28 protein-coding genes, 1 tRNA gene and 1 pseudogene are annotated in these 22,102 nt (G+C 59.2%); 10 read left to right on the top strand and 20 right to left on the bottom strand.

Features of this window, described 5'->3' with window-relative positions:
- Positions 1-292: 292 nt before the first annotated feature.
- The 4 genes and pseudogenes from M0746_RS15305 to M0746_RS15290 all read left to right on the top strand — a co-directional run bounded on the left by M0746_RS15305 (position 293) and on the right by M0746_RS15290 (position 5,866).
- A complete protein-coding gene (locus tag M0746_RS15305; protein WP_258449784.1) occupies positions 293-3,124 on the top strand; it encodes a xanthine dehydrogenase family protein molybdopterin-binding subunit in 2,832 nt (943 codons plus the stop codon).
- Positions 3,117-3,656: a (2Fe-2S)-binding protein gene (locus tag M0746_RS15300; RefSeq protein ID WP_258449783.1), complete on the top strand. Its 540-nt coding sequence runs from the start codon at positions 3,117-3,119 to the stop codon at positions 3,654-3,656. Before M0746_RS15305 ends, M0746_RS15300 begins: the two co-directional genes overlap by 8 nt.
- A gap of 1 nt (position 3,657) precedes the next feature.
- Positions 3,658-4,893 carry a c-type cytochrome gene (locus M0746_RS15295; RefSeq protein ID WP_258449782.1) on the top strand — a complete coding sequence of 412 codons (1,236 nt, stop codon included), beginning with the start codon at positions 3,658-3,660 and terminating at the stop codon, positions 4,891-4,893.
- Between the two features lies 1 nt (position 4,894).
- Positions 4,895-5,866 (top strand): annotated as a pseudogene (locus M0746_RS15290) (XdhC family protein).
- Positions 5,867-5,912: 46 nt separating this feature from the next.
- Here the strand turns inward: M0746_RS15290 and M0746_RS15285 are convergent.
- Positions 5,913-7,196 (bottom strand): NAD(P)/FAD-dependent oxidoreductase, encoded by a 1,284-nt coding sequence (locus tag M0746_RS15285; protein WP_258449781.1) that lies wholly within the window; start codon positions 7,194-7,196, stop codon positions 5,913-5,915.
- Between the two features lie 183 nt (positions 7,197-7,379).
- On the opposite strand from M0746_RS15285, the gene M0746_RS15280 reads away from it, so the two are divergent.
- Positions 7,380-7,456 (top strand) — tRNA-Val (locus M0746_RS15280).
- A 109-nt stretch (positions 7,457-7,565) separates the two neighbouring features.
- Here the strand turns inward: M0746_RS15280 and M0746_RS15275 are convergent.
- From M0746_RS15275 to M0746_RS15195, 17 genes are all read right to left on the bottom strand, one after another.
- Complete coding sequence (locus tag M0746_RS15275; RefSeq protein WP_258449780.1) at positions 7,566-8,702, bottom strand: tyrosine-type recombinase/integrase; 1,137 nt, start codon at positions 8,700-8,702, stop codon at positions 7,566-7,568.
- Positions 8,702-8,935, bottom strand: coding sequence for a hypothetical protein (locus tag M0746_RS15270; protein ID WP_258449779.1), 234 nt, complete (start codon positions 8,933-8,935; stop codon positions 8,702-8,704). Before M0746_RS15270 ends, M0746_RS15275 begins: the two co-directional genes overlap by 1 nt.
- Before the next feature lie 44 nt (positions 8,936-8,979).
- Positions 8,980-9,159: a hypothetical protein gene (locus M0746_RS15265; protein ID WP_258449778.1), complete on the bottom strand. Its 180-nt coding sequence runs from the start codon at positions 9,157-9,159 to the stop codon at positions 8,980-8,982.
- 51 nt (positions 9,160-9,210) lie between these two features.
- Entirely contained in the window at positions 9,211-9,975 is a 765-nt protein-coding gene (locus tag M0746_RS15260) for a hypothetical protein (RefSeq protein ID WP_258451490.1), read from the bottom strand.
- Positions 9,976-10,024: 49 nt separating this feature from the next.
- Positions 10,025-10,432, bottom strand: coding sequence for an ASCH domain-containing protein (locus M0746_RS15255; RefSeq protein ID WP_446731300.1), 408 nt, complete (start codon positions 10,430-10,432; stop codon positions 10,025-10,027).
- Between the two features lie 232 nt (positions 10,433-10,664).
- The gene (locus tag M0746_RS15250) at positions 10,665-11,027 is read right to left on the bottom strand and encodes an HNH endonuclease (protein WP_258449776.1); all 363 of its coding nucleotides are present in this window, start codon (positions 11,025-11,027) and stop codon (positions 10,665-10,667) included.
- Between the two features lie 44 nt (positions 11,028-11,071).
- Positions 11,072-11,821 (bottom strand): coiled-coil domain-containing protein, encoded by a 750-nt coding sequence (locus M0746_RS15245; protein ID WP_258449775.1) that lies wholly within the window; start codon positions 11,819-11,821, stop codon positions 11,072-11,074.
- A gap of 11 nt (positions 11,822-11,832) precedes the next feature.
- Positions 11,833-12,390 carry a hypothetical protein gene (locus tag M0746_RS15240; RefSeq protein WP_258449774.1) on the bottom strand — a complete coding sequence of 186 codons (558 nt, stop codon included), beginning with the start codon at positions 12,388-12,390 and terminating at the stop codon, positions 11,833-11,835.
- A 44-nt stretch (positions 12,391-12,434) separates the two neighbouring features.
- Positions 12,435-13,358, bottom strand: a complete 924-nt coding sequence (locus tag M0746_RS15235; protein WP_258449773.1) for a DNA cytosine methyltransferase — start codon at positions 13,356-13,358, stop codon at positions 12,435-12,437.
- A 44-nt stretch (positions 13,359-13,402) separates the two neighbouring features.
- Positions 13,403-14,560 (bottom strand): RNA-directed DNA polymerase, encoded by a 1,158-nt coding sequence (locus tag M0746_RS15230; protein WP_258449772.1) that lies wholly within the window; start codon positions 14,558-14,560, stop codon positions 13,403-13,405.
- A gap of 212 nt (positions 14,561-14,772) precedes the next feature.
- The gene (locus tag M0746_RS15225; protein ID WP_210555617.1) at positions 14,773-15,126 is read right to left on the bottom strand and encodes a four helix bundle protein; all 354 of its coding nucleotides are present in this window, start codon (positions 15,124-15,126) and stop codon (positions 14,773-14,775) included.
- 56 nt (positions 15,127-15,182) lie between these two features.
- Positions 15,183-15,776: a DUF1566 domain-containing protein gene (locus M0746_RS15220; protein WP_258449771.1), complete on the bottom strand. Its 594-nt coding sequence runs from the start codon at positions 15,774-15,776 to the stop codon at positions 15,183-15,185.
- Between the two features lie 118 nt (positions 15,777-15,894).
- Positions 15,895-16,371 carry a hypothetical protein gene (locus M0746_RS15215; RefSeq protein WP_258449770.1) on the bottom strand — a complete coding sequence of 159 codons (477 nt, stop codon included), beginning with the start codon at positions 16,369-16,371 and terminating at the stop codon, positions 15,895-15,897.
- Between the two features lie 56 nt (positions 16,372-16,427).
- The gene (locus M0746_RS15210; protein ID WP_258449769.1) at positions 16,428-16,739 is read right to left on the bottom strand and encodes a hypothetical protein; all 312 of its coding nucleotides are present in this window, start codon (positions 16,737-16,739) and stop codon (positions 16,428-16,430) included.
- Between the two features lie 81 nt (positions 16,740-16,820).
- Positions 16,821-17,111: a hypothetical protein gene (locus tag M0746_RS15205; protein WP_258449768.1), complete on the bottom strand. Its 291-nt coding sequence runs from the start codon at positions 17,109-17,111 to the stop codon at positions 16,821-16,823.
- A gap of 11 nt (positions 17,112-17,122) precedes the next feature.
- Positions 17,123-17,407, bottom strand: a complete 285-nt coding sequence (locus M0746_RS15200) for a hypothetical protein (protein ID WP_258449767.1) — start codon at positions 17,405-17,407, stop codon at positions 17,123-17,125.
- Positions 17,408-17,956: 549 nt separating this feature from the next.
- Complete coding sequence (locus M0746_RS15195; protein ID WP_178116885.1) at positions 17,957-18,103, bottom strand: hypothetical protein; 147 nt, start codon at positions 18,101-18,103, stop codon at positions 17,957-17,959.
- 11 nt (positions 18,104-18,114) lie between these two features.
- Here M0746_RS15195 and M0746_RS15190 point away from each other — a divergent pair, with 11 nt between their 5' ends.
- A complete protein-coding gene (locus tag M0746_RS15190; RefSeq protein ID WP_258449766.1) occupies positions 18,115-18,324 on the top strand; it encodes a hypothetical protein in 210 nt (69 codons plus the stop codon).
- 50 nt (positions 18,325-18,374) lie between these two features.
- On the opposite strand, the gene M0746_RS15185 is transcribed toward M0746_RS15190, so the two are convergent.
- Both M0746_RS15185 and M0746_RS29060 read right to left on the bottom strand, forming a co-directional pair.
- Positions 18,375-18,536, bottom strand: coding sequence for a hypothetical protein (locus M0746_RS15185; RefSeq protein ID WP_258449765.1), 162 nt, complete (start codon positions 18,534-18,536; stop codon positions 18,375-18,377).
- Between the two features lie 401 nt (positions 18,537-18,937).
- Entirely contained in the window at positions 18,938-19,573 is a 636-nt protein-coding gene (locus M0746_RS29060) for a S24 family peptidase (protein ID WP_342454879.1), read from the bottom strand.
- A 186-nt stretch (positions 19,574-19,759) separates the two neighbouring features.
- Between M0746_RS29060 and M0746_RS15175 the strand changes: the two genes are divergently transcribed.
- The 4 genes from M0746_RS15175 (at position 19,760) to M0746_RS15160 (ending at position 22,006) form a co-directional block, all read left to right on the top strand.
- A complete protein-coding gene (locus tag M0746_RS15175; protein ID WP_258449764.1) occupies positions 19,760-19,960 on the top strand; it encodes a transcriptional regulator in 201 nt (66 codons plus the stop codon).
- A gap of 68 nt (positions 19,961-20,028) precedes the next feature.
- On the top strand, positions 20,029-20,454 hold the full coding sequence (locus tag M0746_RS15170) for a phage regulatory CII family protein (RefSeq protein ID WP_258449763.1): 426 nt from the start codon (positions 20,029-20,031) through the stop codon (positions 20,452-20,454).
- A 71-nt stretch (positions 20,455-20,525) separates the two neighbouring features.
- Positions 20,526-21,263, top strand: coding sequence for a phage antirepressor KilAC domain-containing protein (locus tag M0746_RS15165; protein ID WP_342454878.1), 738 nt, complete (start codon positions 20,526-20,528; stop codon positions 21,261-21,263).
- Entirely contained in the window at positions 21,263-22,006 is a 744-nt protein-coding gene (locus M0746_RS15160) for a DnaT-like ssDNA-binding domain-containing protein (RefSeq protein WP_258449762.1), read from the top strand. Before M0746_RS15165 ends, M0746_RS15160 begins: the two co-directional genes overlap by 1 nt.
- Positions 22,007-22,102: the final 96 nt, after the last annotated feature.

Below are 22,102 nucleotides of genomic sequence, written 5' to 3'. Positions count from 1 at the left end.
AGTCGCCAACTTTGTGACTGAAAAATCGCGATCGCGAGCAGGCTCACTCCTACAGGATTCGATTTTCAAATCAGTTGCTGCGATACCACGCCGCATTGATTTTTTGATTATTTAGTCAGCTTTTTTGTGTCTGGTTGTTTGCTGCGGCCTCGGAAACCTTTAAAGTTAACCTTTCGGTCAGCTTTGCACTGTCAACACAGCTCTTTGCTTCGCCAGAAAGGGCTTCTGCAAGACTCGAGATCCCCAGTAGATAACCACAAGGGCGGATACATAACCGCCCAGAGGATGATCCATGTCCAACCGTGAAATATCCCGGCGCTCGTTCCTCCAGGGCGGGCTGGTGGCGGGAGTGAGCGTCACGCTCACGCCGCTCAGCAGTCAGGCGCTGGCTGCCTTGATGGAAAACAGCGTCACCGTGCCCTCCGAGCAGTGGCTCGGCAACAATGGCAAGGCGCGTCAGCGTAACGATGCCTTGTCCAAGGTCTGCGGCAGCAAAGTGTTTGCTCGCGACATACGTTCCAAAGACATGCCCGGCTGGCCGCAGCAGCAAGGCCACGCCATGTTGCTGAAAACCATCAAGGCTGACCGAATCTACAACGGCTTCGACCTGTCCTGGCTCGGCACCGGGTTGCAGCCGGACCGCATCGTCACCGCCGCTGACCTGGACAAGGACGGCATTGTCTTCCCCGAAGAACACGCCCCTGATCCATTGCTGCCGGAAGGCAAGGTACCGATGTTCATCGGCCACCCGGTGGCGATCCTGATCTGGAACGATTTCGAGCGTTTCCGTCAGGCCAAGAACCAGCTCAAATTCAACGACAAGGCGATTCGTTACGGCGACAAAGTGCCGTTCTACGAAGGCGATCCCTACGGCAGCTTCCGCTATGTACGTGTCGGCGGGCCGACCTCGGCGGATGAAGACGAGTTTGCCAGCCTCAAGGACTCGATCCTGTTCCCGATGCTGAAAAACCGTCGCCCGGTGTGGAATTCCCAGCCGAACCTGCACGGCAACCTGACCGAGCGCGGCCTGTTCTACGCCGATCGCATGAAGAAAGAGATCGATACGCCGCCAGACAACTGGCTGGTGTTCGACGAGCGCTACAAGACGCCATCGATCGAGCCGGCCGCGCTGGAGCCGGACAACGGCAACGGCTGGTACGATCCGCAGACCAAGACCCTGCACTTCGTCGTGGCCACCCAGTGCCCGCTGGAAGTGGCGACCGAGACCGCGAAAATGATCGCGCCGTCGCGTTTTGGCCTCGCCAACCTGAACATGCACCCCGGCTACACCGTCGGTTACGGCTCCAAGGACCACAATATTTTCGTCTACTACGCAGCCCTCGCTGCGCTGTATGGCGCCGGCGTGCCGGTGCGTCTGGCCAACGATCGCTACGAGCAGTTCCAGAGTGGCATCAAGCGTCACCCGTTCGACATTCGCTACCAGTTGGCGGTGGACAAGAACGACTACACCTTCAAGATTTTCCGCGCGGAAATGAACGTCGACGGTGGCGGCCGGGTCAACTACAGCCCGTCGGTGGCGGCGGTCGGTGCGACAGCGGCGCAGTCGATCTACTACATGCCGCAGAACGATCTGCAGGTCACCGCGTATCACTCGCGGGCGGTGGAAGCGGGTTCGATGCGCGGATACGGCACGTTGCAGAGCATGGCGTCGACCGAAATGATGGTCGATGAAATCGCCGATCGCCTGGGTGTCGACGCGATTGATCTGCGCCGCAAGAATGCCCTGCGTTCGGGCATGAAAAACACTCAGGGCGCGATTCCTGCCGGTGCGCTGCGCCTGCACGAAATCCTCGACAAAGCCGCAGTGCACGAAGTCTGGAAAAACCGCAACGCGATCAAGCAGCAACGCGAAGCGGCAGACCCGAACAACTGGTACGGCGTCGGTTTCGCTATTTGCCAGAAAGACTTCGGTACCGGTTCCGAAGCGCCGATGGCCAGCATCGAGTTCAGCGCTGACGGGCGCATCAGTCTGCGTCACATCGGCATCGAAATCGGCACCGGCATGTCCACCTCGCAAGCACTGGTTGTCGCCGATTTCCTCGGCAGCCCGGCTCATGACGTGAAGACCGGCGAAACCGAATGGAAGGAAATGCAGCTGATCACCAGCGGCAACCCTTACATTATGAGCCAGGCCGAGCAGGACAGCCTGCTGCGCAACCCGCGTTGGGTCGGCAAACTGGCTTCGGCATCCTCGGCGACCAACTCGGCTTACTACTTCAGCCACGCCACCCGTGAAGCGGCGCGCGTGCTGTTCAATCATGGCTTGTGGCCCGCCGCGCTGGAGATCTGGCGTCAGGGTCCGTATGGCGGCCAGGCCAATCCTTACGTGGTGCGTCGCGAAGATGCGCACTGGGTGGACGGTAAACTCACCGCCAACGGCATGCAGCCGCTGAGCTTTGAAGAACTGGCCAAGCGCGCTCACGAGCGCGGTTTGGTCACCGCAGCCACCGTGCACGGGTTCAACCGCTGGAGCTGGGCCGAGGCTGAATACAGCATCGACGGCGTACGCGAGCGCTTGCCGCTCGACGGTCTGGCGGTGAAGTACGGTGATGGCGCGCCGCAAGCGAAAAAGGCGCAGATGAACAGTGCCGGTTTCCATTTGCTCGATCGCCAGAACATCAACTATCCGGTGGTGCAACTGAACAACGCGGCAGTGACTTACTACAGCCCGGTCGCCACGCTGGTCGAACTGAAGGTCAACAAAGGCTCTGCCGAAGTTGAAGTGCTCAACCACCATTCGTGGGTCGAGTGCGGCCGCGTGCTGGTCGAAGAACTGGTCAGGGGCCAGCTTGAAGGCGGTATCGCCATGGGCATCGGGCACGCCTTGATGGAAGAAATGCCGCTGTACGAAGGTGGGCCGGGGGAGGGGGACTGGAACTTCAACCGCTATCGCTTGCCGATGGCCCGTCACGTTGCGGTGTGGAAGCAGACCGCGGAAATTCTGCCGCCGTTGTCGCCGAGCGATCCGTCCAAAGGCATCGCCGAAGTGGTGATGATCCCGGTTGTCGGTGCCATCGGTAACGCCGTGGCCCACGCCATCGGTAAACGTGTTCGCGACCTGCCCATCACTGCTGCGCGCATCAAGGAGGCCCTCAATGGCTAACCGTCCGCTTCAACTGACCCTCAACGGTCAATCCGTCGGCCCGGTGGACATCCCTGATGACCTGCCGATGATCGACTACCTGCACGAATACAAAAACCTCACTGGTTCGCGTCTGGGCTGTGGCCAGGGTATCTGCCACGCCTGCGTGGTGATTGTCGACAACCCGGATGGCACCAGCGAAGAAGTGCGCACCTGCATCACCGGCGCGCATTATTTCGAGGGCAAAAAGGTCCGCACCATCGAGTCCCACGCCAAGCGTGACGAGCACGGGCAGGTCACTGAGCTGAATCCGATCCAGCAACGCTTCGTCGATGAGTTCGCCTTCCAGTGCAGCTACTGCGCGCCGGGCTTCGTCAACGCCGCGACGGTGCTGGTGGAAAAGCTGCAGCGCCAGCCGATCGTCAAAAGCCAGCTGGAACAAGTCATCGAGGACAGCCTTGGCCATCACGTCTGCCGTTGCACCGGGTACGTACGTTATTACAACGCCACCCGCAACGTGCTGACCGATCTCGGCCTGGTCAAGGAGGGTTGACATGAAGCGTTTACTGACCCGCTTGACGCTGGCGGTCGGCCTTGCCGCGCCAGCGTTGTTCACCCATGCCGATGAGCAAGTCAAACGCGGCGAATCCCTCGCCCGCGCGGCTGACTGCATGGCTTGCCACACCGCTGCCGGTGGCGCGCCGTTTGCCGGCGGGTTGCCGATCGTCTCGCCGTTCGGCACGATCTACGGCACCAACATCACCCCGAGCAAGAAATACGGCATCGGTTTGTACAACGATGACGAGTTTTTCGCTGCACTGACCGAAGGCAAGCGGCGCGACGGGGCAAACCTGTATCCAGCTATGCCGTATACCTCGTATCACCTGATGCCGCGCGCAGACTCCGACGCGATCCATGCGTATCTGAAAACCATCGAGCCGATCGAGCGCGCCGCACCCGTGACCAGCCTGAGCTTTCCGTTTAACGTGCGCCCGGGGCTGATGGGCTGGAACATGCTTTACGGTAAAGACTTGAAGCTGGAGCCGGCCGAAGGCAAAAGCGAAGCGTGGAAGCGCGGCCAGTACATGGTCGAAGTGCTCGGCCACTGCGGCGAATGCCATACCCCGCGCGGCCTGCCGGGAGCAATGCAGTTGGACAAGCGTCTGACGGGCGGCATTCTCAACGGCTACCTCGCACCGAGCCTGCTCGCCACCGATCTGGCTGCGCGCGGCTGGAACCAGCAGGATCTGGCGACATTTCTTAAACACGGCATGAGTGCACAGGGCACGATGTTCAACGAGATGTTCCCGGTGTTTCACAACAGCACTCAGGGCCTCAAGGATGCAGATCTTGCAGCCATGGCGACCTTCCTGCTGGGTGAGCAACCACCGGCAGCCAAGGCGCTGGTTGAAGTGCCAGTCGAGCAGCTTGGCGCCAGTGCCCAGCGTGGCCGTCAGGAATACCTGAATGTCTGCGCCGGCTGCCACGCGGCGGGTGGCGAAGGCAAGCCGCACATCGCGGTGGCCATGCGCGGCAACACCACGTTGCGTCTCGAAGACCCGCGTAACCTGCTGCGCGTGATCGAGGACGGCATCGGCGAACAGAAGTTTTCCGGGTTCGAGCACATGCAACCAATGCCGGGTTTCGCCGACAAGCTCAGTCCTGAGCAACTGACCGATCTGCTCAACTACCTGCGTCAAGGCTGGGGCGGGCAATCGACAGAGCTGGCGGTGAGCGAGGTGCAGAAGCTGCAAGCGGACGCTCCGTCGATCGAGCACAAGGCGCACTGACATGCAGCATCTCGATCTGCAAGTGGTGCGACGGGCGCTGGAGTGGTCACAGGCCGGGCAGCGCATCTGGCTGTGCACGGTGTTGGCCACCTATGGCTCAGCACCGCGCGCGCCGGGGTCGCTGTTGGCGGTCAGCGAGGGCGGGCAGTGGATCGGGTCGCTGTCCGGTGGTTGCGTCGAGGAGAATTTTCTCCAACGCGTCGCCGAAGGTGCCTTTTTGAATGCCGTCAACGTTGTGCGTTACGGCGAGGGGGGACGATCCGCGCTCGCGAGTCAGTCTGCCCTGCGGCGGCATTCTTGATGTGCTGGTGGAAAAGCTCGAAGCCGACTGCGAGGTGCAAGCGCATCTGCACGAATTGCAATCGGCGCTGCTCGGTCAGCGTCGTCTGATTCGCGAGGTCGATCTGGCTGATGGTGCGCGCAGTCTGTTCGCTGATCGCGAGCAGGGTGCGCGGATCGAGCGCGAGCTTGATCGGGTGCGCATTCGTATCGGCGCTGCGCAGCGCTTGTTGCTCGCCGGGTACTCCAGCGTCGCGCAGGCGTGTGCCGAGTTCGCCGTGGGTCTCGGCTTCGAGGTGATTCTCTGTGATCCGCGTGATGAAGCGCTCGAAGGAGTCAGGCTGGACGGCGTGGAGATTCGTCGACAGTTGCCGTCGGTGTTCATTGCTGATGGCGGCTGCCATCGCGACACCGCGGTGGTGGCGCTGACGCACGATCCACGCATCGACGATCTGGCGATGATGGAAGCGGTGCGCACCGAAGCGTTCTACATCGGCGTAATGGGTTCACTGCAGACTTCGCAAAAGCGCTTCGAGCGCTTGCGTCGGATTGGTGGGCTGGGGAGGGCGACCTGGCGCGGATTCACGCGCCGATCGGTCTCAATCTTGGCAGCAAGACGCCGGCAGAAATCGCCTTGGCGGTGCTGGCGGATATCGTGCGGATCCGTAGCGGGATACCTCGGGACCAGCTCTGAGTCTACGTTTCATGAAAAAGGGGCCGCTATTCAGCAAGCCCCTTTTTTACATTCCGAATTTGTCGCGCAGTCCGTAGTACCACGCACCGAGTGCGGCGAATGGTGTGCGCAGCAGCTGCCCGCCAGGGAACGGGTAGTGCGGCAGGTCGGCGAACGCATCGAAACGCTCGGCCTGGCCGCGCAAAGCTTCGGCCAACACCTTGCCCGCCAGGTGCGTGTAGGTGACACCATGGCCGCTGCAACCTTGCGAGTAATAGATGTTGTCGCCAAGGCGACCGACCTGCGGCAAGCGCGACAGCGTCAGCAGGAAATTTCCGGTCCAGGCGTAGTCAATTTTCACATCCTTGAGCTGCGGAAAAGCCTTGAGCATTTTCGGGCGGATGATCGCCTCGATATTGGCCGGGTCCCGCGCGCCATACACCACGCCACCGCCGAAGATCAGGCGCTTGTCGCTTGTCAGGCGGTAGTAGTCGAGCAGGTAGTTACAATCTTCAACACAGTAATCCTGCGGCAGCAGCGCCTTGGCCAACTCATCGCCCAATGGCTCGGTGGTGATGACTTGAGTGCCGCACGGCATGGATTTGGCCGCGAGTTCCGGCACCAGATTACCGAGGTAAGCGTTGCCCGCCACGATGATGAATTTGGCCCTGACCTTGCCTTGCGGCGTGTGCACCACCGGATTGGCACCGCGTTCGATACGCACCGCCGGCGACTGTTCATAGATAGTGCCGCCAAGAGATTCAACCGCCGCCGCTTCGCCGAGCGCCAGGTTCAACGGGTGGATATGCCCGCCGCTCATGTCGAGCATGCCGCCGATGTATTGCTCGCAACCGACGACTTCGCGAATACGGCGTTGATCGAGCAGTTCGAGTTGCGTATGACCGAAGCGCTCCCAGAGGCGCTTCTGCGATTCCAGATGGCCCATCTGCTTGGGCGTGAGCGCGGCGAACACGCCGCCGTCTTTCAAATCGCATTGAATATTGTATTTGGCCACGCGCTCGCGAATGATCCGGCCACCCTCGAAAGCCATCTGCCCAAGCAGTTGCGCTTGCTTCGGGCCGACGCTGCGTTCGATCACGTCAATGTCGCGGCTGTAACTGTTGACGATCTGCCCGCCATTGCGCCCCGAGGCGCCGAAGCCGACCCTGGCCGCTTCCAGCACGGTCACGCGAAAACCGCTCTCCAGCAGAAACAGCGCCGAGGACAGCCCGGTGTACCCGGCGCCGATCACACAGACATCCGTCTCTACCTCATCCTGCAGCGCCGGACGTGACGGCGCGGCGTTGGCCGACGCAGCGTAATAAGACTCTGGGTAAGGGGTGTTCGCCATCCTGCCGCCTCTGTTTAATATATTTTACGAGTGCGCTGATCCTACCCGAGTTGAAAAACCTCCGCCAGCCACCGGAAAAACCGCGTTGTCAGGGGCAAATTAAATATTTTGCATATTCATAGGGTTAGGTGAAAAAAAGGTGTTGACACCCCTTCGGAATTCCGTAGAATGCCGCCTCACAGCAGGCACGTAGCTCAGTTGGTTAGAGCACCACCTTGACATGGTGGGGGTCGTTGGTTCGAGTCCAATCGCGCCTACCAAACAAAATCCGCTCTGCTGGGCGGTCTAGAAGGGCTCACCGAAAGGTGAGCCCTTTTTTGTTGTCTGCGATTTGCAAAACTTTTGCAAAACTTTTGCAAAACCCCCACCTCAGAACGCCAGTTCGGCGCTCACCTCAACATAGTCAATCGTCTTGTCGCCGTGTCCCTCCTGATAGTGCTTCGTCATCTTCTCGTCCGCGTGGCCCAGCAGCGCCTGGATGTATTCCTGTGGGAAGTTTTGCTGCTCGTACAGCCATGCTCCTAAAGCGCGGATCTCGTGAAAAGTGGGGCGCTCACCGGCGGGCACATGGTCGTAAGCGTGCGCCGCGTCCCGCGCCTTGCTGAACTCTTTGGTCAGATAATCCGGCGTTACCGACGTCCAGTGGTCCTTGGCGTCGATCTGTTCACGGCGCCGGGCCTTCGGCTTGTAGTGGATCAGGTAGGGCGAGACCAGCGGCGATCGTAAGCATTCGCCGACGACCTCACGCAGCGCTGCACCCATGGTGATCTTCAGGTGAACCGGGTTGTCGTACCCCTGAGTCTTGCCCGGCGACACGGTCAGCGTGTTCTTGTCCATGTCGACCGCCGACTTCAACCAGGTCACGATATCCTCGCGGCGCTGGAGGCTGGCCAGTGCCAGGCGGATTGCCCGTTTCAGCCAGGGCGGCGTGGTCGCCGCGCCGATGATCGTCTGTAGTCCTTTCAGCGTGTGCCGCTGGCGCTTCTTCTCGGCTTCCTTCTTGACCAGCGTCAGCTCGGCGCAATTGCGCTCGGCCAACCCCTTGGCCACGGCGAAAGCGAAGATCTGCACCCACAGCCCGCGATGCTTTGTGTAGGCGTTGTTGCTGAACTGGTCCAGGTATTCAGCCATGGCCAGTACGTCCATCTGCCCGATCAGGCGATCTCCGATATCTTGCCGGTACCGCTCGAGCTTGAATTTGATCTCTTCCAGTGTCCGCGCCGCATAGCCCTTGTCCACCAGCCATTCGTCATTGAACCGCTGCAGCAGGTTGCTCACCGTCGGCAACCGGTCGCCCGTCAGCAGAGTCAGCAGCGCGCCGTCATCGACGACCAGCGCTGCGACCTTGAGGTTTGCTGCGTGCGCGAGCTTGATTGCCTCCTCAAGTGGGCGGTTGATGCTGGTCATCAAGCCGGTAATGGGGTTCCGGTACCGAAAATATTTACCGTTCGGGTAAAGATTTGGCGGTAGTTTCCTATTTTTGAGCGTGCGCGGCCGGGCAGCCATCAGCCTATCTCCAACATCTTGGCCAGCAGGGGATCGTCTGTCCCCATCACGGCCGCTTGCACGTCGACGAAATACATCCCGCCTTTTACCTCTCCTACCACTTCGCCTTCCTCAATCCATTTTTTCAACTGTTGCAGACTTGGCTTGCCGCCGACATACCGGAGCTTCCTGTATTCGCCCGCCTCCATTAGGCGCGGCAACTTGACCGTGATCTGGGCCAGAACTTTTGCCATTGTGATGCTCCATGCCGCGCGTGGCGGCAGAAGGTGGTGATGGGTTATGCGCTGGCCTTGGCCAGGACTGCGTCGATCCGTTGCACGGTGGCGTGCTGCGCCACCTTTTCGTCTGTGTCGAACCAGTCGGGCGCCCCGGCCTTGAGCGCCGCGGCAATCACTTGGCGAGCCTCAACGAGGGCCGCGCTCATTTCTTCGTGCAGGTGGTCTTTCTGATCAGGCATGCGAATTCCTCGCCCGCCGTAGGGCGGCAGGCTATTGAGTTGGGGGAGGGGTTACGAGTTGTTTGCGATGTCGGCTTCGGCCATCTCGCAAAAAAACGAGCAGGACGGGATCTTCTCGTTTCGCCGCACTGGGCCTTCGCCAAGGTCGCGAAGGGAAAACCGCACGTTGGTAGTTCGGTTGCGGAAAAGGTAGGAGCCTTCGCCCAAGTCGTCTTGGATCAGGCACAGCCCCTCAAATTGCTCCGGGAAATCTTCCCGAATAGCACGGAAATAACCTTCGCCACCCTTCACGCAGCCGATGCAGTTGGCGTTGTCGTAGCCCATGCGGTACATCAGCGGCAGCTCAATACCGGCGCGCTCGATCATTGCCTTGCAGTCTTCCTTGCCTAGGCCGCGATCAATCAGCGGTGCAATAACCGGCCGATCAGGGTTGCGCTCGCGGAAGTCAGCCAGGCGATCAGCCTCTTCGGCGGTATAGCCGAACACCATTACGTCACCTGGTTGCTTCCAGGTGTCGAGCAGCCTGCGCTTGAGCAGCTTGGTGCATGGCGCGCCGTATTGGTTCTTCATGTACCGCTCGCGCCGGAACACCTCCTGAGCGTCAGCGCCGTATTTCTCATCCCGCAGCACAGTCACCTGGCGGCCGAACCACGCTTCGCAGTCCAGGGCGAAGCGGCGGTTGTCGGGATGCTCATTTGCCAGGAATGCATTGATGATCTGCACATCGTGTGTCGTACCGTACTGCGCCAGTGCCAGCTTGGTCGCCACCGCCGAGGCGGCACCGCAACTGAACTGGCAAACGATTCTGTTACTCATCACCGCGTCCCCTTGTAGCAGCACACGTAGGCGAACCAGGCGAGGGCGATCATGGCGTCACCAATTCGGATGGAACATCGAAGAAGTTGAGGCGACCTTTCAGCGGCGTGAATGCCAGCGGCTTTGGATCGCGGAGAAGGAAGGCTTTCTCGCCCATGTACCAGGGCGACTCGCTGGAATCAGTGCTATCTACCAACTCCACCGAGCCGACGATGCCGCCGAGCAGCAGCTCGTTGATTGGTGGAACCTCCGCTGGGTGATTGATCAATCCAGCCTTCAGGGCAAACGAAACTGCCTCGGACCACTGCTTACGTGTGCAACTCGACGATGCGTGTAAGAGGAACCGACCTCGAAACTTCGTGTTCCAGCTTCGGTTTTCAACGTCCTTGCCGCGGTGAAGGATGAGCCATGCCCACGGCTGCCGAATTGAAAGTGCCTTCGTTGACTTGCGCGTCAGCTTGTTCCAGCGGCGGATCACCGCCTCTTCGGAGCAGACGTGCTGGAGCTTGAATTCACAGCCGCGGCATTCAACCCAGCTCGCGGCATTCGCGGCGCTGTCGACTTCGAGGTCATCGTCGCCGCATTCAGGGCAAGGTTTCGGTTTTGGATCGCTCATCCGATCACCGCCTTTATGGTCAGTACCAATGGAAGCCAGAAGAAGAGGGTGCAGCCGATTGCGCACTTGGTGATCATGACTGCACCTTTTCGAAGTAGAAGACCACCGGCGCGCCGGTCTCAGCGATCAGGCCGTACGACTTGGCCAGCCGGTAGATGGGGTGGTAGCTGTTGAGGGAGTTGATGTGACCGGCGATCCAGGCCCGCCAGCCTTCCAACGTCTGCCGGCCCTTGCTGATGTTGCAGGGGGCGCAAGCTGGCATCATGTTGCCGAGGTTGTGCTTATCAATCTGCTCGGCGACACGCTCATCAGCGACCCGGATAACGGGTTCCAGGTGATCGGCGTGCCACCGGTCCCCCAGCAGCACGCCACAGTAGGCGCAATGGCCGCCGTATTTCAGCCGCACTTGTTCGCGCTCAGCTTTCTTCAGGCGCATAGGTATCCTTGCCGCTATAGCGGCTGACTTTGAAGGGGAGGGAGTTAAGGCTTGGCGTGAATTTCGAGGAGGTGTTCGACTTGGTTCGACATCTGGCCGCCGTCCTGTGCGGCTTCGACAAGTTCGAGCGCCCAGTCTTCAAGCCAGTTGCGCGGCACGCCGATAATCTGGGTGTCCGGTGCATCGGAGCAATCCAGCGGCCAAGCCCTGAGAACCTTATCCCCGGTGTACGTCAGCAGGGACTCACCGGTTTCTTTGTCAGTCCACTTGCCGTCGGCGTCGAGCATCGCGAACGTCAGCACTACATCGCGCTCACCGTCCCAGTTGTCGATGTGCCGCACGGCGTAGAGACCGGGCTTGTAGGTCGAACGGGCTGCTGGCTTGAGCGCTGTAAAAACGTCGCCGCGCATTGCATCAATCGACGAAGACGGCACCGCGCCCGGGTCACCCTGGATCGCATAGAACAGCTCGTTGGATCGGACCAACAGCGCCTCCAGCTCATCAACCCGCTGATCCACTGCGTTCAGGCGTTGCTGCAGGGCATCGACCTTGTTCACCGCCCGGTCGTACTCACCTTTCACAGCGCCAAGCTCATCGCGCAATTCGCTGATGCGATCCTGCGCCTGGTCGACGATCTTCTGCGCTTCGTGCACATCGATCCAGTTGCCCATAGCCTGGTCTTCGAATTTCTGCACCGAGTTGCCCGATGGTGAAAGTAGGAAGGCATAGCGGGGCAGCGCGTTCAGCTTGTCCCAGAACTCAAAGCCTTCGCGGGTTTTGATGTCACGCATCATGCAATCTCCAGTCAGTTATCCGAATTGGTGTAGGTGCGCCAAGGCACCTTCACGCCGTTTACGAGGAATCCCCAAGTCCCTTTGTAGGGGCTGGTGATGAACAGGGTGAATGCGCCGCCTTCGGCGACGCTGTCGATCCGGTGGTATTCGCCGTAGCTGAGCTGCGCTGTTTCGCCTGGGCGCCGGTCGATGTACTCGGTGGCTTGGGCATTGGCCGGCACGTTCAGCCCTGACAACACCGGGTCTTCATGGTCGAGCAGGCGCTGCTCTGTATAACCGCCGCGCAAAATGATCGTGCGGGCGTTCCATGGGTGGTCGTGAAGATCGCGGTCGTTGTCCTCGCGCTTGATGTGGTGGATGCGTATCGACCAAGGAATCAGGCTGAAGCGGCGCTCACCGGTTACTGGGTCGTACGGGTTGAACAGCCACCAGCGGCCCATGTACATCTCGGTGCCGTCGGCGGACATGATGTGCTGGTACGGGGTGAGCTTTGCGCGGGCGATGAGCCATTCTGCGATGGCTGGGCGCGCGAGTACCTTGGCGATGATTCGCCAGAAGAGATTGATCACGTGGGCGTCCTATGCCGGGGCATGCCCGGGCGGTAGAGGGTGGGTTATGCGGCGGCCTTCAGCGCTTCGATGATTCGTTGTCCGGCCAGCGGCGGTACCGCATTGCCGGCCATGTGCATGGTCAAACGGTGGTTGTCCGGACGTAGGGTGTTGGCCGGGAACGACATGGCGGCAAGCGCCTCGTTGGCTGAGAGCATCCGCATCTCGTCGCCACGAACCAGCGCCCATCGGTCAAGCGTGGTGATGGTGCCGATCGGGCGATTGATATCTCGTCCAGTCAGGCCAGAGCCTTTGCCGTAGTAGGGCATGATGAACTGATCGCCAAAGCGCTCTCGCCCGTTGCGCACCCGATCGAGAGTTGCTTGCGCACGTCCCGGCTTCTCGATTCGTGACCAGCGTCCCGCGTCGAACTGGAGGAAACTGGCGGCGGGAACGTGCTGGCGCCGGTGCAACTCGAGCATCAGCGGCGATCTGCTTCGGGTGCAGACCAAGAACAGGCGCACGCGGTGCTGTGGCACGCCTAGATCGGCACAGTCGACTACGTGCGGCGCGATCATGTAGCCCAACGCTGTCATGGCCTGCGACCAGGCTGGATACAGCGCCCAGTCGGTGAACTCTTCGACGTTTTCGACCAGCACCACTTCCGGCTTGTGGTACTCGGCGGCGGACACAACGGCCCATGCTGTCGATCTGGATGCATCGTGCTGTGCATTGCCTGACTTCTTGCCCCGGGCTTTCGAATGGCCTTGGCAGCAGGGTGACGCGAGCATGATGTCGTGAGCGGGCACCTTCGACCAATCCGCCTGATGCAGGTCTTGGCAGATGTGAATCGCTTCTGGATGGTTGGCGCTGTGCCATTCCACGGCGACCGGCCAGTGGTTGGCCGCCCAGATAACTTCGATGCCGGCGTTACGCGCGCCGGTAGACCATCCGCCGAGGCCGGCGAACAAATCGATTGCTGTGAGCATGGGGCGTCCTATGCCGGGTCATGCCCGGGCGGTGGAGTGGGTGTTTACTTCTTCGGATAGGTCTTTGTCAGCGCGCCGTTGACTGCACGGCCGCGCAACAGAACGAGGTTGGCCAGCTTCTCGCGGTCTTTCTCGCTGTGGCTGGCCTGGCTGAGCAGGCCGAAGTAACTGTTTGCGGTTTCACGCAGATCCTCGGCGGGCGCCGCGGCTGTTCGCTTCAATGCCTGGGCCAGTGATCGCTTGCGGGTTGATCGCCGCCACGGCTTGATGACGTGCCCGACGAAGTCGACGCCGCGATCTACCGGTTGCAGGATGGTCTTCGTGGGATTCAGTTTGGCGCCGAGCCTCGGCAGGAACGCTTCGACCTGCTCGCGCCACTGATTCAGTTGCTGTGGCGATTCATGGAGAAACACGAAGTCGTCGACGTATCGGATGTAGTGCTTGGCGCCGAGCTCGTGCTTTGCGAACTGGTCGAGCGCGTCGAGGTACACGTTCGCGAAGAACTGCGACGATAGGTTGCCGATCGGCAGGCCTAGGCGAGCGGGCTGTGCAGTCAGACGCTTGTGCTGCGGCACTCGGTTGAACAGGTGCGGCGGGCTGCGCAGTACGTAGTCGTCACGCGGGTCGTGCATCAGGATCGTTTCGGCCAGTGACAGCCACCAGAGCTCGGTGATCTTCTTTGCCAGCTGCTGGCGCAGGACCTGCTTATCAATCGCCACGAAGAAGTTCGCCAAGTCACACTTGAGGTAGAAGATCGGCTTAGACCAGTTTTGGCTGGCGCTGCGGATTTTCGATTCAAGGCGTTTAGCGGCGTACAAGGTGCCGCGCCCCGGGATGCATGCGCAACTGTCCGCTATGAAGCTGGCGTAGAAGCGCGGTGCCACATGGTTGTACATCAGGTGGTGAACGACGCGGTCCCGGAACGCTGCCGCCCAAACCTCGCGGGCTTTCGGTCGGGTGACCACGAAGCAAATAGAACGGCCCGGCCGGTAGGTGCCGGCGATCAGGTCGTCGTGGAGCTCCAGTAAGTTGATCTCCATATCCTTCTCGAAGTGCCGGGCGCTCGCGGTGTTCCGCTTGTTCCGGCGACAGTCGTAATACGCTTGGACGAGATCCTCGAACTGGAAAGGTGCAACACTTAAATCTGCGGACCGGGCGCGCAACGCGCTCGTTGTTCTTGTCGTTGTTGTTGAGCCAGCCATCTTCAAAGTCCATGTTGTAGGCGTTGTTGGCGGAGAACTGCGACCTATCGAGCTATCTACATCTCCTTGCCAAAGGCGGAACCGATCAGCAAGGAAACTGCACAAGACCTACGCGGACGCTTTAGACCGGCGGTATCTTTTGTGTGCATGGCGGTGACCCAAAGGTCAGCGGCTCGACCAGATTTTGCGCACAGACGCGAGAGCCTTGGCCCTCACGCAGCGGGCGCGGTTGCGGACTTCTTCCAGGCATTCGCCTGTCGGCCTACAGAGGCCGTTAACTTCATTGCTTTGGCGTGCTGCCCCTTGCTGATGAACGCCTTGTTAGTGAGCGCTCGCAGCAAGTAATTCAGCATCCAAATGCTTTCCAGTAGGAGGTTCAGGTGGGGAAGCTTGTCTCGCGACATATTGGCCCGACCAATCAGCACCAGAACCTGCAGGCACTCATCTCGAATCTTTGCTCCAACGACCTGTTTAAGGTCGCGGGGGATGTTGCGCACCAGATCGAGCGACATGCCGAGCAGTTCTTCTGCAACCTTGTGGATCTCCAGATCCATGTGAAGGGCCATCCTGGCCTCCTTGAAAAGCGGGGCGCTATCGCGCCCATGAATGAAGGATTGAAGGATCAAATAAATCGTCTGCGGACCGGGCGCGCAACGCGCTCGTCGCTCTTGCCGTAGCTGGTGAGCCAGCCAACTTCAAAGGACATGTTGTAGGCGTTGTTGGCGGAGAACTGCGAACTGGTCCAGTGATAGCGCTTACTGAACACGTCCTTGTCGCCGAGCGTGATCTCCAGAAATGAAGCCTCGCGGCGGGACATCAAGTAGAAGTCCTTGTGACCCTCGCGCTCAAAGGCCGTGCAGAACTGGGCGGCGGGGTAGGATTCATCGGCGCCGATCAGGTCGTCAGTGTTGGCTCGACCATCCCAAGCACTCTTGGCGCCGTTGAGTTCGTTGCCGTAACCACCCCATTCGAACTCGCCCTCAGCATCGGCGCCGGTCGGGACAATCAGGTAGTAGGGCTTGCCGTCGCCCGGGAACAGACCGCCATTCACACCGCCTTCTCCGGGCCAGATTTCACCTACGGCAGGAATGCCGCTCGCAGAAGCGACCGGGGCGGCGGCAATGGCCAGCGAAGCGAGCTTGAGCACTACCGATTCATTTGGGCTGCTGATCGTCAGATCGCCACGGGTGTAGGTGGTCAGTTGATTCGTTTGCATTGGATGCTCCTGTGAGCGAATTGGGCGCAGGCCGCCGGCGCTACCCGGCAAGCTTCTGGTCTGAGCGTCGTCCTGACGCTCCCGGGAATCGCCTGCATAAAAGCAATGAAGGAATGAATTACTGAATAGGAAGGCTGCGGACCGGGCGCGCAACGCGCTCGAAGCCCTTGACGTCGTCGTAGAGCCAGCCATCTTCAAAGTCCATGCTGTAGGCGGTGTCGGCGCAGAACTGCGAACTCAGCCAGTGCCAGCGATCTTCGTGCAGCGTCACCACGCCCTCGGCCTTGGCTGCCATCAACAGAGCGCCTTCGAGGTAGGAGGGGATGTGTGCATCCAGCTCCAGCGCCTTCACTGCGATATCGCTGCCGGCTTCGGCCATGGCGCGGGTATTCGCGGCGCCGTCACTGAGGCTTTTGGCTCCGGCGACGTCTTCGCCATACTTGCCCCAGGTGCCGATCAGTTCGTTGTCGAGCAAAACCAGTGCGCGCTCTTCGCCGTTCAGCCAGTAGCGAGTTACGAAGGTGCCACCGTCGAGAGGCTGGCCGCGTTCTGGCAGGTCAGCGGCGGCTACGGATTGCTGTGCATGTTGAGTCATGGTTTTCTCCGGGTATGCGCCGCCCTCCGTGACCGGATGCGCAGCGTGGGTAGGGGTTATTCGTCGTGAGTGATGCGAAGGGCTTCGCGGTTGTAGGCGAGCTTCAATTTCCGCGACACGTTTTCGGGTATCACGTATTCGTGTCGCGGCGGGGTGAGCAGGGGAAGGGCGCCGCCCGGGCCAAGGCCGTGCAGGTGATGAATCATCAGCGTGATCGCCTCGCCCTGTTCCTCGATGCCGCTCCATGCCATCAGCTCAGCAAGTGCTTGGCGAGTACCGGGCAGGCAGTGCAGCCTGATTTCCTCTTCGCCGCGTTCCTTTCTCTTCGTCGCGGCTTTCGCTGAGCGATCTGCATTGCTCTTGGCCATGGCCTACCTCTTCAATTCCGCTGGCCGGCAAGTCAAGCCAGGTCTGTTTGCGGCGCTGCTGCACCTGTCTGCTGATGCGCTTCATGATTTGAACTTGAAGCCGTTCTCGCGAGCGATGAGACGGACGCGCTTATGATCGAGCCCAAGCGTTTCGGCTGCCTTGTTCAAGGACATGCCTTCGTCGGCCAACTTCTTGAGCTGGGGAGCGAAACGGTCGCGCACCGCGCGCAGCTTGTTGGTGTGGGAGGTACCAAACATGGACACCTCGGCGCTCACACCGCTGGCGATCTCTTGGACGGTTTTGCCGGAGCCGAAGAACTGTTCCATCTTCTTGTTCAGGTCTTCGATGATCGAGTCCCGCGGGTTGAGCATTGGTACTCCGATCATGGTCGATCTCCCGATAGCGTGACCTTGATGCCGTCGGCGCGCGATTCGAGCTGCTGGGCGAAGTTGACTGCTTCCTTGTAGCTGAAGCGGAAGCCGCGGACCTTGTCGGTAGCCAGCTCCACGATGTGGTAGGCGTTCTCGCCCTTGGCCACGACCTGGTAGCGAATCTTCTGCACGGGTGGCTCCTTGCCGATCAGGGCGTAGAACGCGGCGGTGGCGATGGTGGAGCGAATGTGCAGGGCCGCAACCCCGTCGACGCGCTGTTGAATTGATGGATGCATGGCAGATGCCTCGGTGTGGGTTGCGTGTATTCGTCAGCACTCTGGGCCGCCTGCTGCTTGCCGTTGGGCGCAGGGGAGAGAGTGCTGACGGATAAATGCGGGCGAAGAAAAGGCCCAACTGGACGGGAGGGCCTTTTGTGTAGCAACAGATGCAGTGATTTTCGGGTTCCGGTGTTTTTGGCGGGACCGATCAGCGCCAGAACGCTGCGACCCCGGCGATACATCGCCATCGCTCACGGTGTGCACGTTGCGGATCGGTTGGCAGCGCTATAGAGCAGGGCGGTTCTGGCCGCACATGACCCAGCGCTGCGCCGATCAGTATGATCAGGAGCATGTGATTCTCCGGTTGATTGCAGGTGTCCAGCGTCTGCTGGGTTGGCGTCCGCATCGGGGTGTGATCTGTGACTACTGCTGGCTTCTGTTTGCGGATACCGGCACCACACCGGCAATTTGTGCACTCAGCCACAGCGTTTTCATGCAAATCACACCCCGATGCGCTCTCATAGAGAGGATCGGGCAGTTAACGACAGGCTGTCGTGGCGCTGGTTGTCAGATTCGCGTCAGATCGTAGCCGTTGGCGCCATATGCTTTGGTGAGGCGGTCATTGATCTGCTGAAGCGAATAGGCGATTCCGCCATGGCCTCGCGGCCCTTTGTAGATGTACATTCCACCCTTCACTTCGTAGGTAAATTGCATAGGTGCATTCCATGGTTGGGAAGATTGAACCGCGTTTCGGCGCAGAGGTTTACATTTCGGATGCTGGAAACATTTGCATCAAGCAGGATCAGGGGATCCGAGAAGAGTTGATCCTGATTTTTGATGAAGGCGAAGTAGATGAGCTGATCGACCTGCTGAATCAGGCCAAAAGGGATCTCGAAGAAGAGCGCCGCGTAGTGCAGGAAAACGAAGAAAACTAATCGCCTTGAGCATATGGCTGCACCCAATTGCTAAGGTGCAGCAGCGATGATCACGCCGCTTGGAGTGCTTCGATTGCTTGCCGATATTCGGCGGCGTTGCTACAGCTGTTCGCCGCTTCTTCGTACTGACCCTCACGCTCCTGGATCACCGCGTTGTTCTCGCAGTTGGAGGCGTGGATTTCGAGCTGAGCAATTGCTGTTTCGTGCTTCATGGTTGATTACCTGTCGGTTGTCATCCCAAGCAGCCCTCGCGAGAAGGCTGCTCAGTGATGCTTACCGTTTCTTGCTGCACGTATCCGCCGGAGTCCTCTCTCTGCCCGCTGCCGCAACTGGCGTCACATCGGGTGGCTGTGCAACTTCGCGTGCTCTCATGAGGGAGCCCGGCCAGTTCCAGAGCTGGCATGGGGATCGAAGTTTATGTTTCGCGCTATGCCCGTTTTCGGGGATCGATCCGCGAAGATTCCTGACTGTTAAAGAGCGGCGCCTGTTTACAAGGCGTGCCCACAGTAAACAACGTGTTTATGATCGAGTCAACAGATCCTGTTTATTTTTGTTTATTTATTTTCTCCAGACGAAAAAAACCGGCCGAAGCCGGTTTCGCTTTTCTGTCACATCACCACAAGGCGGAAGACCAAAACACCTTCCCAAGGATCCGTATTTCGTTGGCCACCATCTGCTCAGCGCTGTATTCCTCGTCAGGATGGTCGTCCCGATTGAAGCTGCGCATTCGGATTCCCCCTCCTGGGAGGCGATACAACGTTTTCACCCGGAGTTGGCCCCCATGATTAATCGCGTACATTTTTCCGTCTACTACCGCGGTAGCGCCTGTGTTAATGCCTACAGTCGAACCATGAGGTAACACTGGTTCCATGCTGTTTCCGGAAACAGTCACGCATACCGCCTCATCCGGCTGAACATTTTGTCTCCTAAGAGTCGCTTTTCCGAAGCGGATCTTCTTACGGTGGGAAGGCTCGACCGCCGTTACTCCCTGTCCAGCTGAAAGCTCCACTTCCTTTAGGAACGGCACATAGACCTCGTCATCATCGAGCGGTGTTCCGTCATCCCAAACACTCAGCTCAACAATGCCTGGATGAGGATCTACTTCCTCATTCTTGCCTTTTTTCCAGGGTGAGCCAGGTGTGTCCACCTCACCAATCCCGTATTGGAGCCAGTTGCGCTCAACCCAAAAGAGAGCCGTGACCATAGACAGGGCAGATAACGGGATGCCCCGGTTGAACCAGTTATTCAAGACCTGGGCACTGATACCCAGAGTTTCAGCTAACTGCTTGGGCCGTAAGCCCCGGTCGTTAGCCAATTGCCTAAGGCGTTCGCCTGAATGTGTGTTTTCCATAAACAGAAAGTTTACTCGGCTTGCGGTGTTTATTAAATAAACGTATCGTTGACGAATGTTTACTCGCCACTGGGCGGTTTGTTTATGAATCTCACAGCTCTTGAACGCGCAATTCTTGCGGCCGGCTCAGCAAAAGCTCTGGCAAAGCTGCTTGGGGTGACGCCAATGACCATTTCCCATTGGAAGGTTAGAGGCGTGCCAGCTTGCCGCGCAGTAATGATCGAGAAGGCTACTGGCGTTCTCCGACAGGACTTGCGTCCCGATCTGTACTCGTCAGCGGCTTGACCCGTAGCAAGTCGACATTCTGACGCGGCAGGTGGCGCTTCGCCACGTAACAAAAAATGAGGTGTTACATGCAGGCATTGATGAAGGCGATCTACGACGTGGTTGATGACCACGGCACAAAGAAGATTGCCGAAGGCGCGGACTTCAAATCACGGACATTGCTTTCCCAGAAAGCAAACCCCGACTACGACACCCATCGCATGAACGTCGAGGAGCTGCACCGGATCATGAAGTTCACCCAGGACTTCCGTCCGCTCAAAGCATGGGCGGAGGCGTTCGGTTTCGAACTGGTTCCGAAGGAAAGGCCGGAAGGCATCAATCTCAATTCCGCGCTTCTGCGCCTGCACGCCGATCTTGCCGACGTTACCCGTCTTGCGTTTGACGCACAGGCTGATGGCCGCGTGTGCTCGGTCGAGAAATCGACACTGCTAAAGGAGGCCGAGGAAGTGATCGTCAGCCTTGAAGTTTTCAAGCAGTCCGTGAAGGCCGCCTGAATTCCAGGCACAAAAAAGCCGACGGTCAAGGTCGGCTTCTTCAACAGCGGTAAAACTTTGTGGAGATGATTATGCACAACCAGATCACCCCCGGCAATACCTGCCAAGTCGCGACACATTTTCGCCAAGAGCAAAACGTGTCGCGACACACCATGTCCTCACGCGAGATCTCGGAACTGACTGGAAAGCGTCACGACAATGTGAAACGCACCATCGATACGTTGGCCGCCGACCGGGTAATCAATTTTCCTCAAATTGAGGAGAACCCCGCCACCGTTGGGCGCCCCGGGAAACACTATCTGATCGGTAAGCGCGACAGCTTTGTCGTCGTCGCCCAACTGAGCCCGGAATTTACAGCGCGTTTGGTGGACCGCTGGCAGGAGCTGGAAGAGCAGGCAGCCCCGCGCATTCCCGCAAACTACGCCGAAGCATTGCAACTGGCTGCTGACCAGGCGCGGGAGAACACCCGTTTGCTCGGCGTGATCGAGCTTCAGGCACCAAAGGTTGCCGCTATCAGGCGTTTGGCAGCAGCCGAGGGCGCGATCTGCATCACCGACGCCGCCAAACACCTTGGCATTCCGCCGTCAAAACTCTTCGACTGGATGCAGGCCAATCGCTGGATCTATCGGCGCGGTGGTTCTTCTCGTTGGGTAGCAGCGGAACCACGTATCCGCTCGGGCTACATGAAGCATAAGGTCACAGCGCTAAAGCCTGACACCGAGACTGGCATCGAGCGCGCAGCATTTCAGGCACTGGTCACACCGAAAGGCCTTACTCGTCTCGCTGAACTTCTGCAGGAGGCCGCGTAATGGCCGGCGACTGGATCAAATTCGAACTCACCACCCTGGACAAGCCCGAGGTTTGCCAGATCGCTGATTTCGCCAATATCGACCCTGACGCGGTAGTCGGGAAACTGATGCGTGTTTGGGGTTGGTTTGATCAGCAAACAGAAAACGGTAACGCTCCGAGCGTTAGCAAAAAGTTACTAGATCGTTTGGTGGGCGTTAACGATTTCTGCGAATTCATGAAACTCGTTGACTGGATGATCGAGGCTGATGGCGTCATCAGTCTCCCGCATTTTGACCGCCACAACGGCAAGACCGCTAAAAACAGGCTTCTCACGGCAAAGCGCGTTGCAAACCACAAAGCGGGTAACGCAAAAGCTAACGCTGCCAGCGTTAGCGGTGCGTTACCTAAAGAAGATGTAGAGAAGAATAAAGACCCTCTCTCTGCGCGTGATTCCGTTGACCCTCGCATGCCGAGCGAAATGACCCTGCACTGGACGCCAGATCCGAAGATCCTCAAGACCTACGCGCTGCACCAGGGCGTCTCGCTGGATCTTTTCACCGACCATGTCTTGAACGCTTTCACTGGCCACTACGAGCCGAAAGGGCAAGTCAACACCGAGGCCGAGTGGGTCAGCATGCTGGTCAAGTGGGTGCGCAACGACCTGAACAGGTCTTCCAACGTCAAGCCATTCGCACCACGCCAAGCGCCTCAGGACTTTGATGATGATGCCACCGATTGGATTGAGCAGGGGGCCGCACAATGAAGAGCGTTGCAGTCGTAACGACCGGTCTCTGGGCGAAGGTTCAGTCGGGGCAGCACATCGCCAACGGAGCAGCAGCTGCCACAAGAGATTCAGGCA

The sequence above is a fragment of the Pseudomonas sp. S11P7 genome (assembly GCF_023195435.1).
GTDB classification, from domain to species: domain Bacteria; phylum Pseudomonadota; class Gammaproteobacteria; order Pseudomonadales; family Pseudomonadaceae; genus Aquipseudomonas; species Aquipseudomonas fluorescens_G.
This window is presented reverse-complemented; position numbering and strand designations above follow the sequence as displayed.